This is a genomic window from Burkholderia singularis (genome assembly GCF_900176645.1).
Classification (GTDB): Bacteria; Pseudomonadota; Gammaproteobacteria; order Burkholderiales; family Burkholderiaceae; genus Burkholderia; species Burkholderia singularis.
This window is the reverse complement of record NZ_FXAN01000063.1, coordinates 36,366-48,112: the sequence shown is the minus strand read 5'-3', so window position 1 is coordinate 48,112 and position 11,747 is coordinate 36,366. Positions and strand designations below refer to the sequence as shown.

The 11,747-nt window shown below is 64.7% G+C and carries 10 protein-coding genes, 1 tRNA gene and 1 pseudogene; 5 read left to right on the top strand and 7 right to left on the bottom strand.

What is annotated here, in order from left to right:
* Nucleotides 1-608: 608 nt before the first annotated feature.
* Together BSIN_RS14115 and BSIN_RS14110 are read right to left on the bottom strand one after the other, a co-directional pair.
* A tRNA-Ser gene (locus tag BSIN_RS14115) sits at nt 609-702 on the bottom strand.
* 115 nt (nt 703-817) lie between these two features.
* Nucleotides 818-2,068: an aspartate kinase gene (locus tag BSIN_RS14110; protein WP_059516717.1), complete on the bottom strand. Its 1,251-nt coding sequence runs from the start codon at nt 2,066-2,068 to the stop codon at nt 818-820.
* On the opposite strand from BSIN_RS14110, the pseudogene BSIN_RS14105 reads away from it, so the two are divergent.
* A pseudogene (locus tag BSIN_RS14105) lies at nt 2,051-2,292 on the top strand (hypothetical protein). The gene BSIN_RS14110 and the pseudogene BSIN_RS14105 overlap by 18 nt on opposite strands.
* Before the next feature lie 392 nt (nt 2,293-2,684).
* Here the strand turns inward: BSIN_RS14105 and tilS are convergent.
* The 4 genes from tilS to cysS all read right to left on the bottom strand — a co-directional run bounded on the left by tilS (nt 2,685) and on the right by cysS (nt 7,736).
* Complete coding sequence (gene tilS, locus BSIN_RS14100; protein WP_089340972.1) at nt 2,685-4,223, bottom strand: tRNA lysidine(34) synthetase TilS; 1,539 nt, start codon at nt 4,221-4,223, stop codon at nt 2,685-2,687.
* A 47-nt stretch (nt 4,224-4,270) separates the two neighbouring features.
* The gene (locus BSIN_RS14095) at nt 4,271-5,242 is read right to left on the bottom strand and encodes an acetyl-CoA carboxylase carboxyltransferase subunit alpha (RefSeq protein WP_089340971.1); all 972 of its coding nucleotides are present in this window, start codon (nt 5,240-5,242) and stop codon (nt 4,271-4,273) included.
* Nucleotides 5,243-5,355: 113 nt separating this feature from the next.
* Entirely contained in the window at nt 5,356-6,291 is a 936-nt protein-coding gene (locus BSIN_RS14090) for a DNA-3-methyladenine glycosylase family protein (protein ID WP_089340970.1), read from the bottom strand.
* A 47-nt stretch (nt 6,292-6,338) separates the two neighbouring features.
* Nucleotides 6,339-7,736: a cysteine--tRNA ligase gene (gene cysS, locus BSIN_RS14085; protein WP_089340969.1), complete on the bottom strand. Its 1,398-nt coding sequence runs from the start codon at nt 7,734-7,736 to the stop codon at nt 6,339-6,341.
* A 231-nt stretch (nt 7,737-7,967) separates the two neighbouring features.
* Here cysS and BSIN_RS14080 point away from each other — a divergent pair, with 231 nt between their 5' ends.
* The 4 genes from BSIN_RS14080 (at nt 7,968) to BSIN_RS14065 (ending at nt 10,726) form a co-directional block, all read left to right on the top strand.
* On the top strand, nt 7,968-8,687 hold the full coding sequence (locus BSIN_RS14080) for a tetratricopeptide repeat protein (RefSeq protein WP_143757446.1): 720 nt from the start codon (nt 7,968-7,970) through the stop codon (nt 8,685-8,687).
* 51 nt (nt 8,688-8,738) lie between these two features.
* The gene (locus BSIN_RS14075) at nt 8,739-9,314 is read left to right on the top strand and encodes a peptidylprolyl isomerase (protein ID WP_059516703.1); all 576 of its coding nucleotides are present in this window, start codon (nt 8,739-8,741) and stop codon (nt 9,312-9,314) included.
* 79 nt (nt 9,315-9,393) lie between these two features.
* Nucleotides 9,394-9,885: a peptidylprolyl isomerase gene (locus BSIN_RS14070; protein WP_069234162.1), complete on the top strand. Its 492-nt coding sequence runs from the start codon at nt 9,394-9,396 to the stop codon at nt 9,883-9,885.
* A gap of 40 nt (nt 9,886-9,925) precedes the next feature.
* Complete coding sequence (locus tag BSIN_RS14065; protein ID WP_089340968.1) at nt 9,926-10,726, top strand: UDP-2,3-diacylglucosamine diphosphatase; 801 nt, start codon at nt 9,926-9,928, stop codon at nt 10,724-10,726.
* 188 nt (nt 10,727-10,914) lie between these two features.
* Here the strand turns inward: BSIN_RS14065 and cysE are convergent, their stop codons facing one another.
* The gene (cysE, locus tag BSIN_RS14060) at nt 10,915-11,685 is read right to left on the bottom strand and encodes a serine O-acetyltransferase (protein ID WP_089340967.1); all 771 of its coding nucleotides are present in this window, start codon (nt 11,683-11,685) and stop codon (nt 10,915-10,917) included.
* Between the last annotated feature and the right edge of the window lie 62 nt (nt 11,686-11,747).

The window sequence follows — 11,747 nt, the reverse complement described above, 5'->3', positions numbered from 1 at the left end:
AGGACGGCGCCGCTACCGCGGCACCGTCAGATAAAAAACTGGGGAAAATTACTTCGACGAAAGTGGGGAGTATCTATCCGACGCTGACAATGAAGCGCAGACGGGAATCACGCTCGTCACAACGAGCATCGTCGGGCCCGCGATCAAGCCGGCTGATCCAGAACAGGAGCGCGAGACCATGCGAACGCACGCGAAAGGCTTCGCTTGCGATATGCCCGCCATGGCCGCGCGTGCAAAGCGCAAATGAACGCACACGCATCGGGTGCATGGCAGTGAAAAAATGACACGCCGCAACGCGCATCAGAGTCGAGAGAGGAAACCGCTCGTCCGCGCCTCAGAGCGAAACTCGTTGCGCCGGAATACGTTGTATCCGCGTTCACGCCGGTCTGCGTCTTGGCCGTGGACTGAGGCCACCGGAAACCAGGCGCATGCCCTGCTGCACCTCGGATATCGTGACTGCCGGAAACCAATGAAATGGGCTGAAATGCCGCCGCATGAAAAGGGGCTATCGAAGCGATGGTCGTTTTGATTACCACCCTTCCTTATTCGTCACCGCAAAACAAAAACCCCGCAGAGCCTAGACTCTGCGGGGTTTCGCCGCCAGATACTGGCGGAGACGGAGGGATTCGAACCCTCGATCCAGGTTTTGGCCCAGATGCTCCCTTAGCAGGGGAGTGCCTTCGACCTCTCGGCCACGTCTCCCAAACCTTCGCTCGCGCCAGGGAGGCAGCGCGACGAAACCAAGATAATATAGGGTTCCGAGCAGAACGTCAAATTTCCGCGACGCATATTCACCGCACGCGTCACGGAAATTTCATCATGCCTGCTCGAGTTCGAACGCCTTATGCAACGCGCGGACGGCGAGTTCCATATATTTCTCGTCGATCAACACCGAGATCTTGATCTCGGACGTCGAAATCATCTGAATGTTGATCCCCTCTTCCGACAGCGTGCGGAACATCGTGCTCGCGACGCCGACGTGCGAACGCATCCCGACTCCGACCACCGACACCTTCGACACTTTCGGGTCGCCCAGCACCTGCTCGGCGCTCACATGCCCCTTCACCTGGTTCGTGAGGATGTCCATCGCCTTCTGATAATCGCCACGGCCGACCGTGAACGTGAAGTCGGTCTTACCTTGCACGCTCTGGTTCTGGATGATCATGTCGATATCGATGTTCGCGTCGGCCACCGGGCCGAGAATCTGATATGCGATGCCCGGCTTGTCGGGCACGCCCATCACCGCGATGCGCGCTTCGTCACGCTGGAACGCAATACCGGAAATGACTGCCTTTTCCATGGTCTCGTCTTCTTCAAAAGTAATCAGGGTGCCCGAACACATCTCTTCGTCGAGCGGAATCTGCGGATCGGTGAGGCTCGACAGCACACGCGTCTTCACATGGTATTTGCCGGCAAACTCGACCGAGCGGATTTGCAGCACCTTCGAGCCGAGGCTTGCCATTTCCAGCATTTCCTCGAACGTCACGCGATCAAGGCGACGCGCTTCTTCAACGACGCGCGGATCGGTGGTGTAGACGCCGTCGACGTCGGTGTAGATCAGGCATTCGTCGGCCTTGAGCGCAGCCGCAACGGCAACCGCCGACGTATCCGAGCCGCCGCGGCCGAGCGTCGTGATATGGCCATCCGGATCGACGCCTTGAAAGCCCGTGATGATAACGACCTTGCCCGCGTCGAGATCCTTCGTCACGCGCTCGTCGTCGATCGAGTGAATGCGCGCTTTCGTGTAAGCGCTGTCGGTCTTGACCGGCACCTGCCAGCCGGCGTAGCTCACGGCATCGACGCCGATTTCCTGCAGCGCGATCGACAGCAGGCCAACGCTGACCTGTTCGCCCGTCGACGCAATCATGTCGAGCTCACGCGGATTCGGCTGGCTCGAAATCTCTTTGGCGAGCCCGAGCAAACGGTTCGTTTCGCCAGACATCGCCGACGGCACGACCACCATCCGGTGTCCGGCCTGATGCCATTTTGCGACGCGTTTTGCGACGTTCTTGATGCGCTCGACCGAGCCCATCGAAGTGCCGCCGTATTTATGTACGATGAGTGCCATTGTCGTTCAGAACTGGAGAGAGGCCGCACGGACATGCTGGACAGACCGCGGTGCCGTTCGGTCACGCGGCTTGTGGCTGTGGACGGACGACGGGAAGAACGGCTGGGGCGCAGCACGCAGGGCGTGGCGATTTGCCCGGAAGGCGGCTCAGGCCGCGCAAACCGGGTACGTCACGCGGGAAACCTGCACAAAATGCTCAAAAATCGAGCCGAGCAAACGCTTGAGCGTACCCGATCGATCGCTGCTTGACAAGCCGCGCTGCCCAGCAACGCACGGATCGCGACCTCTTTAAGCGGCCCGGCGCGCAAGCAAGCGCCTCACTCGCAACCGGATCAACCAGATCGATGCGGCGGTTGCCGGCACGTCGGGCAAGCCTCGCGCCGAGGCCCGCGCATCAAATCGACGATCCGCTTACGCGGGCCCGAAGCCGCCCGCCGAACCGGGCGGCGAGCGGCGGGGAACTCACCGCGTTTGTATCCGAAAGCACGTGCTTTTGCACGCAGACGGGATGGCGGTTCGTCGCGGCAAAAACGGCGCGGCCGATGCGCGGCCTTCGTCGTCGGATTCACAAGCAAGACCGGTTCGCACGTTCACCGTTGCCCTGAACACGCCAGCGCTAGGCAATCAGCCAATCGGGCCGCCACTCGATGCGCCGCCATTCGCCGCGCGCATCCGCGTCCAGGTGGAACGCGCGATTCACACCGACGCGCGGCACGAACAGCAGCCGATCGCCGACGTACAGCAGCGGCACGTCGCGCTGCCACGCCGGCACACCGCGCTCCTGAAACAAATTCTTCAACGTGCGACCCGGCCCGCCCGGCAATGCGCGCATCCGCTCGCCGCCGGTGCGCGCACGCGCATGCAGGTCCGCGCCGGCAAGAAGCGCCTCGGGCACCGCATCGCAATCGCGCGCGTGCGTCGGATGGAACACGAACGTGCCGCGCCACGCCGGCAGATGCCAGACCTCCTGGCCGCGCCAAACGAGCACGCAGTCGATTTGCGCAGCCGCCGCCGCGTGCGCCTGCGACGCCGCCCCACCCCGCGCGCCGGCGGCAATGGCCGCGGCAGCGCCGCCGTCGGTTTGGCGTCGGCTATCGACGTTCGCGCCTGAATGCTGATCCGCGCCCGCATCGCCCGCTTTCGTGCCGCTCGGCCCAGTGCGTTCGTCCGCCTCCCACTGAACGTCGTCGCGATAAAGACGAAGACGCCACCCCGCATGATCGACGCGCAGCGCATGCGCGTCACGCGCCGCGCGCAGCTGTTTCATCATTTCGGCAAGACGCGCGGCTGACGCGCCCGGCAGCCCGAGCGTGCGCATCCAGTAGCGCAGCAGATTCGCGCCGCGCTCGTCGTCGAGCGCGACGAGCGCGGCGCGCGACAACACGCGCCCATCGTCGCGCGCGAGCGCGCGCAGATCGTTCTCGGCAAGCGCGTCGAGCAGCCGCTGCGCGGCTGCCGCATGCTGCGCGGCACGGCCGAGCGCGTCGCGAAACCCCGGAAAGTGCGGCGCGAGCGCGGGCAGCACGTCGGCGCGCAACGCGTTGCGCGCATAACGCGTGTTTTCGTTCGATTCGTCATCGATCCAGCGCAGCGCCTGTTGTCGCGCATAGCGCTCGAGTTGCGCGCGCAGCAGATGCAGCAACGGCCGTGCACGCACGACGCTCGCCGAGGTGGGCCGATACTGCGGCGCCATCGCCGCGAGCCCCGCAATGCCGGCCCCGCGCAGCAATTGCAGCAGCACCGTCTCGGCCTGATCGTCGGCATGCTGCGCCAGCCATAGCACGGGCGCATGGTGCCGCGCGCACATCGCATCGAGCGCCCGATAGCGCGCTTCGCGCGCGCTCGCTTCGATCCCCTGGCCGCTTGCGCGCGGCACGTCGACGCGCATCGCGTCGAAGCGTACACCGAGCGCATGCGCCGCCTGCTCGCAATGCGCGAGCCACGCGTCGGCATTCGGACTCAATCCATGATGAACGTGCAGCGCCACACAGCGCGCCGCGCCGACGACCCGCACCGCCGCATGCAACAGAACAGTCGAATCGAGCCCGCCGCTGTACGCGAGCGCAAACGTCGCGTCGCCCGGCCACGCGGACGACGCGGCGCCGATCGCGTCGAGCACGACGCGATCGGCGGAAAACTCATTGGGGGAAATCACGGCGATGCGGCGCGGCGCGCCGTTCGTCCAAACCGGGCGCCCGGCGCTTACGCGCCCAGCGCCGTTTCCTTGAACTTGCCGTAAGCCATCAGGCGTTCGAAGCGGCGCGCGCGCAGCGCGTCGATGTTCATGCCCTGGAACTGGCGCAGCGTGTCGGCAAGCGCGCGACGCAGCAGCGCGGCCATGCCCTTCGGATCACGGTGCGCGCCGCCGAGCGGCTCGTTGACGATCTTGTCGATCAGCCCGAGCGCCTTCAGCCGGTGCGCGGTCAGGCCCAGCGCCTCGGCCGCCTCGGGCGCCTTCGCCGCGCTCTTCCACAGAATCGACGCACAGCCTTCCGGCGAGATCACCGAATACGTCGCGAATTGCAGCATCAACACGCTGTCGGCAACCGCGATCGCCAGCGCACCGCCCGAACCGCCTTCACCGATCACCGTGGTGATGATCGGCGTCTTCAGTTCGGCCATCACATACAGATTGCGGCCGATCGCCTCGGACTGGCCGCGCTCCTCGGCGCCGACGCCCGGATACGCGCCCGGCGTGTCGACGAACGTGAAAATCGGCAACCCGAATTTCTCGGCAAGACGCATTAGCCGCTCGGCCTTGCGGTAGCCTTCCGGCCGCGGCATTCCGAAGTTGCGCGCGGCACGCTCCTTGGTGTCGCGCCCCTTCTGATGGCCAATCACCATGCATGCGTGACCGTTGAAACGGGCAAGACCGCCGACGATCGACTGGTCGTCCGCGAATGCGCGATCGCCGTGCAACTCGTGAAAATCGGTAAACAACTCGCTGATGTAGTCGAGCGTGTAGGGCCGCTGCGGATGGCGGGCAATCTGCGAGACCTGCCAAGGCGTCAGGTTCGCGTACAGATCCTTCGTGAGCTGCTGGCTCTTCTTCGACAGCCGCTCGATCTCTTCCGAGATGTCGACAGCCGAGTCGTCCTGCACGAAGCGCAGTTCTTCGATTTTCGCCTCGAGTTCGGCGATAGGCTGCTCGAAATCCAGAAATGTGGTCTTCATGTGTTGGAATCCTTGGGTCTTGCGGCAGCGCGTATTCTACCGCGCGCATCCGGTGCAAGTACGGGTCAAAACTATCGACAGATAATTTGCAATAGCCTCGGTTGGCTATCGGATCAGCTACTGACAGTCAACGGATCGAGACTGCGCCACATGTACCACGTGGCAACGGTGCGCCACGGCTCCCAGTTCGCCGCCACTTCGCGCGCTTCGCTGCGCGTGACAGGCTCTCCACTGAAATAATTGACGCTGATCGCGCGAATCAACGCGAGATCGTCGAGCGGCAACACGTTCGGCCGCGACAGATTGAAGATCAGGAACATCTCGGCGGTCCAGCGGCCGATGCCGCGGATTTGCGTAAGCTCCGCGATCACGTCCTCGTCGTCCATCGTCGCCCATTTGTCGACGTGCAGCGCACCCGACACGAAGTGCTGCGCCAAATCGAGGATGTATTCGGATTTGCGCTTCGACAAACCGCATCCGATCAACTTTTCCTGGCCGAGCTTGAGGATCTGCTGCGGCGCGAGCTTCGGACACGCGGTCTCGATCTTCAGCCACATCGACTGCGCGGCCGCGACCGAAATCTGCTGGCCGACGACCGAGCGCGCGAGCGTGACGAACGAATCGTCGCGTTTCACGAGATGCGCGGGGCCGAATTTCGGAATCAGCTTCTTCAGGATCCGGTCGCGCTTGACGAGATCGGCGCACGCCTTGTCCCAGTACGGCGGGCGTGCGACCGTCTCCGCGTTGCTCAGTGGCACAGGCACCGCGGCCTCGGACACTTTCGCCTTGCGCGCGGTTTGCGGCTCGGCCGCTGATGCGGCCGCGCCGTCCTGCGGCAGATCGGCCGCGTATTCGCCGTCGCCCTTCGCGCGCTTCGCGGCGGCGTCGCGCACGCCCGGCTTGTACGCGGCGCCGTTCGCCGCGCCGTTGAGCGCCGCGCGCCCGGCCGCACTTTTCTGCGCGGCCGGCGCACGCACGCCGGCACGCTTGAGCGCTACTGACGGTTGCGTCGCCGCTCCCTTAGCCGGCGCCTTTCTGGCCGTTACCATCTAGCCTCCTGCCTGGCGAATCGATCAATGGGACAGACGATGCGCGCTCATATACGGCGCCACTCGGTCAATCCGCCCGGTTTGTCTTCAAGCGCGACGCCGGCATCGAGCAATTCCGCCCGGATCCGGTCCGCCTCGGCATAGTTTTTCGCCTGCTTCGCGGCAACGCGCGCGGCGACCCTCGTTTCGATCTCGGCTGCATCGAGCGCGCCCGTGCGCGCCGCGCCCGCCGCATCCTGAAGAAACACGCGCGGTTCGCGGCCGAGCAGGCCGAGCACGCCGGCGAGCCGCCGCAACTGGCGCGCGAGCGCCGGATCGCGCGAGCGGTTCACCTCGGTCGCCAGCTCGAACAGCACCGCGACTGCAACCGGCGTGTTGAAATCGTCGTTCATCGCCGCCGTGAAACGGCGTGCGTAATCGTCGTGCCAATCGAGCGCCGCATCGTCGGGCGTCACATCCTTCAGTGCCGTATAAAGACGCGTCAGCGACGCGCGCGCATCGTCCAGATGCACGTCGCTGTAATTGAGCGGCGAACGGTAATGCGCGCGCAAGATGAAAAAGCGCACGACCTCGGCGTCGAATTTCTCGAGCACCTCGCGGATCGTGAAGAAGTTGCCGAGCGATTTCGACATCTTCTCGCTGTCGACCTGCACAAAGCCATTGTGCATCCAGTAATTGACGAACGTCTGCCCGGTCGCGCCCTCGCTTTGCGCGATCTCATTCTCGTGATGCGGAAATTGCAGATCCTGCCCGCCGCCGTGAATGTCGAAGTGCTCGCCAAGCAGCGTGCAACCCATTGCCGAGCACTCGATATGCCAGCCCGGGCGGCCGCGCCCATATTTCGAATCCCAGCCGGTCTCGGCCGGCTCGTCCGGTTTCGCGCGCTTCCACAGCACGAAGTCGAGCGGGTCTTCCTTCGCATCGTTCGCGGCTACACGCTCGCCTGCGCGCAGATCCTCGAGCGACTTGCCCGACAGCTTGCCGTAACCGTCGAACTTGCGCACCGAGAAATTGACGTCGCCGTCCTTTGCCTGATAGGCGTAGCCGTTCGCCTCGAGCTTCTCGATCATGCCGAGCATCTGCGGGATGAACGCGGTCGCGCGCGGCTCGTGGTCCGGCCGCTCGACGCCGAGCGCGTCGAAATCCGCGTTCATCGCATCGATGAAGCGGCTCGTCAGCGCGCTGATCGACTCGCCGTTCTCGATCGCGCGACGGATGATCTTGTCGTCGACATCGGTGATGTTGCGCACGTAAGTCACCCGGTAGCCGCTCGCGCGCAGCCAGCGCTGGACGACGTCGAACACGACCACCATCCGCGCGTGTCCGATGTGGCAATAGTCGTAGACGGTGATCCCGCAGACATACATCCGCACCTCGCCGGGCCGCCGCGGCACGAAAACTTGCTTGTCACGCGCGAGCGTGTTGTAGATGCGCAGTGATTCCATAGAGACGAAATTGAGCCGAAGGAAACCGCCTGGCGATACTCGCCGTGCATGCGAAACCCGGCGGAACTCTCCCGCCGGCCCGCGTGCCGTGCACTTCCTCGGTGACATGCGGCCGGTCGGTCCGCAGTCGTTGCGGTAACGGCCACAAGAGGCAAAGACTGACCGCGGCTCGCCGGAACGCGCGGACGTTTTGTTAGAATGGGTCGGAGTATAACATTCCGATTTGAGCCTATGAAACCTTCCCGCGGCCTTGCGCCGAGCGCTGCGACCCTTGTTGCGACCGCCGCCGTGAGCGCCGCGCTCGCGTTGTCGGCCGCAGCGGCCCATGCACAGATCTCCCGCACGCCTACCGATGGCACGCCGGACATCGACGCGTCGATCGCGGGCCGAAACTGGCAGCGCGCGCTCACCCAGCTCGATGCGCGCATCGCGTCGAACCCGCGCGACGTGCAGGCGCAGTTCAAGCGCGGCACCGTGCTCGCCCACCTGAATCGCGACGACGACGCGATCAAGCAGTTCGTCGAGCTGACCCAGTCGTACCCGGAGCTGCCCGAACCGTACAACAACCTCGCCGCGCTCTACGCGAAGCACGGCCGCTACGACGATGCGCGCAACGCGCTCGTCACCGCGACGCAGGCGAACCCGAACTACGGCCTCGCCTACGAGAACCTCGGCGATCTGTACCTGCGGCTCGCCGCCGAATCGTACAAGCGCGCGCAAAAGCTCGGCCGCACGAGCGGCGCCACCGCGCAGCGGCTGGCGGATCTGCAAAAGATCGTCTCGCAGCCGAAGGCCGCCAAGGCGGCGGGCGCATCGGCGGCGTCCGTGCGCGATTACGCTGAGCGCGCGAGCGCGAACATGACCACCACCACGCTGCCGTTGTCACCGACGTTCCAGTACGGCGGCCCGAGCGGCTCGCTTGCGACGCCATACGTCGCGCCGTCCCGGTAGCAAGCGGTGCGGCGCGTGCCTTTTCTATCTTCATCCACCCAGAGGATCGTTATGAAACGTCTGTTGCTGGCGCTTGGCAGCGCCGCCCTCGTCGCGAGCGCCCCCGCGTTCGCGCAAACGGCCGCCACGCACCCCGTCGTCCAACTGAAGACCACCCAGGGTGATATCCGTGTCGAGCTGTATCCGGAAAAAGCGCCGAAGACGGTCGCCAACTTCCTCGACTACGTGAAGGCAGGCCAGTACAGCGGCACGATCTTTCATCGCGTGATCAAGGGCTTCATGATCCAAGGCGGCGGCTACAAGGCGAACTTCGACGAGAAGCCGACCCGCGCGCCGATCCCGCTCGAAAGCAAGAACGGGCTGAAGAACCTGGCGGGCACGATCGCGATGGCCCGCACGAGCGATCCGAATTCGGCGACCGCGCAATTCTTCATCAACACCGTCGACAACGCGGGCCTCGATTACCCGAACCCCGACGGCAACGGCTACGCCGTATTCGGCAAGGTCGTCTCGGGCATGGACGTCGTGAAGAAGATCGAAGCGACGACGACGACCGTGCGCGGCCCGATGCGCGACGTGCCCGAAAAGCCGATCGTGATCGAATCGGCCACGATCGTCTCGAAATAAGTCGACGCCACCTTTTCGCGCGGCCGTGTCGTTCCGACCGGCCGCGCGCCGTTTAATCCACTCCATCGAAGGAATCATCATGGTCGAACTGCATACGAATCACGGCGTCATCAAGCTCGAACTCGACGCCGCGAAAGCGCCGAAGACAGTCGAGAACTTTCTCAACTACGTCAAGAAGGGCCACTACGACGGCACGGTCTTCCATCGCGTGATCAACGGCTTCATGATCCAGGGCGGCGGCTTCGAGCCGGGCCTGAAGCAAAAACCGACCGACGCGCCGATCACGAACGAGGCGAACAACGGTCTGAAGAACGATGCGTACACGATCGCGATGGCCCGCACCAACGACCCGCACTCGGCGACCGCGCAATTCTTCATCAACGTGAACGACAACGACTTTCTGAACCACTCGTCCCCGACGCCGCAAGGCTGGGGCTACGCGGTGTTCGGCAAGGTCGTCGAAGGTCAGGACGTGGTCGACAAGATCAAGGCGGTCAAGACGGGCAACCAGGGCTTCCATCAGGACGTGCCGACCGACGACGTCATCATCGAAAAGGCCGTGGTGGTCTGACGCGATTCCGCGCATAACGACGCCGGGGGGGAAATCTTCGATGCTGCAGGAAACGCCGCCGCGTAGCGTCTTTGCGGGCGTACCGGGCGAACGCGGAGTCTCGCACGCCACACGCCCGTTCCTGTTCATCTCGGACCTGCACCTGAGCGACGCGATTCCGCGCACGGTTGCCGCGTTCGAGCATTTCGTGCGCGTGACGGCCGACAGCGCGGATTCTGTCTTCATTCTCGGCGATCTGTTCGAATATTGGATCGGCGACGACATCCTCGAAGACGACCCTTTCGCGCAGCGCATTGCCGCATTGCTGCACACGTTCTCCGAACGCGGCATCGCGCTTTACGTGATGCACGGCAACCGCGACTTCCTGCTCGGCCCACGCTTCATGAAAGTGGCGGGCGCGATGCCGCTGCCCGATCCGTCCGTCGTCATCGCGTTCGGGCGACGGATCGCGCTCGCGCACGGCGACGCACAATGTACCGCCGACCGCGGCTACCAGATGTTCCGGCGCTTTGCGCGCAACCGCGCCGCGCAGTGGCTGTTCCAGCGCTGCCCGTTGCGCTGGCGGCGCGCGCTCGCCCAGCGGATGCGCGCCAACAGCGAAGCGGGCCGGATGCGCCCCGCCTCCGCGCTTTACGACGTCACGCGCCGGGGCGTGGCCGCGCTCTTCGTGCGCAGCGCCGCAAAGGTCATCATCCACGGCCACACGCACAAGCCGGCGCGCCACGTCGAACCGGAAGGCACGCGCTGGGTGCTGCCCGACTGGGAATTCGATCACGGCGTGCCGCGCGGTGGCTATTTGTGCATCGACGCACAAGGAATTCGCGCATTGCCGCTCGATTGAGCGCATCGGCCGCGGCGGATTTCCGGACCTTCGTCAGCCTGACGAGCGTGCGATACGCGATTGCGCACCGCAATCACTCACCATCCACGATCCGCACCCCGTGCACTTCGCGCATGACTTCACTTGAGATTTGATTGACGTCGACGCGACGCGTGGCAACGCCGCCTACGACCGCGCTTGCCCCGCCGTCAACGTTCGAGCGCGCTGCCCTCGAGCACCGCAGACAACCGGCGTAAATCGAGCTGCGCGCCATCCACGCCCTGCAGCGCATTCAAATGCGTGCCAAGCTGCTCGAGCGCGGCGACGATTTCATCGACCCGGCGCGCCTCCTTCGCCGCATGATCGATGAGCCCGTGAATCGCAAGCGACATCGGATCGTCCGCGTTAGGCGTGATGCCGTAGGCGCAAAACGCGGAGCGCTCGGGCGCGCGCTGTTCGGCCGCGACAGGCAATACGATCCGCGCGGGGTTACCAACCGCCGTCCCGCCAGTTGGCACCGGCTTCACGACGACCGCGTTCGAGCCGATCTTCGCGCCCTCGCCGATCGTGAAGCCGCCGAGCACTTTCGCACCGGCGCCGACGATCACGCCGCGCCCGAGCGTCGGGTGACGTTTCGCGCCGCGCGCAAGCGATGTGCCGCCGAGCGTCACGCCCTGATAGATCGTGCAATCGTCGCCAACCACGGCCGTCTCGCCGATCACGACGCCCATCCCATGATCGATGAACACACGCCGGCCGAGCGTGGCGCCCGGATGGATCTCGATGCCCGTCATCCAGCGCCCGATCTGGGACACGAACCGGCCGAGCCAACGCCAATTCGCGCGCCAGCATGCGTGCGCGATGCGATGAAACATCAGCGCATGCAGCCCCGGATAACACGTGAGCACCTCCCAGGCGCTGCGAGCGGCTGGATCGCGCTCGCGAATCGTGGCAATGTCTTCGCGAAGTCTCGTGAACATGATGATGGCGATGCAAGTAGGAGCCAGGATGCAGCCGCCGGAAAAGGCCGGCTGGCTGCCGC

Coding starts and splice junctions, on each gene's coding strand:
- BSIN_RS14110 (WP_059516717.1), bottom strand. CDS start 2,068: ATGGCACTCATCGTACATAAATACGGCGGCACTTCGATGGGCTCGGTC.
- BSIN_RS14095 (WP_089340971.1), bottom strand. CDS start 5,242: ATGAAGACCACATTTCTGGATTTCGAGCAGCCTATCGCCGAACTCGAG.
- BSIN_RS14090 (WP_089340970.1), bottom strand. CDS start 6,291: ATGGTAACGGCCAGAAAGGCGCCGGCTAAGGGAGCGGCGACGCAACCG.
- cysS (WP_089340969.1), bottom strand. CDS start 7,736: ATGGAATCACTGCGCATCTACAACACGCTCGCGCGTGACAAGCAAGTT.
- BSIN_RS14080 (WP_143757446.1), top strand. CDS start 7,968: ATGAAACCTTCCCGCGGCCTTGCGCCGAGCGCTGCGACCCTTGTTGCG.
- BSIN_RS14075 (WP_059516703.1), top strand. CDS start 8,739: ATGAAACGTCTGTTGCTGGCGCTTGGCAGCGCCGCCCTCGTCGCGAGC.
- BSIN_RS14070 (WP_069234162.1), top strand. CDS start 9,394: ATGGTCGAACTGCATACGAATCACGGCGTCATCAAGCTCGAACTCGAC.
- BSIN_RS14065 (WP_089340968.1), top strand. CDS start 9,926: ATGCTGCAGGAAACGCCGCCGCGTAGCGTCTTTGCGGGCGTACCGGGC.
- cysE (WP_089340967.1), bottom strand. CDS start 11,685: ATGTTCACGAGACTTCGCGAAGACATTGCCACGATTCGCGAGCGCGAT.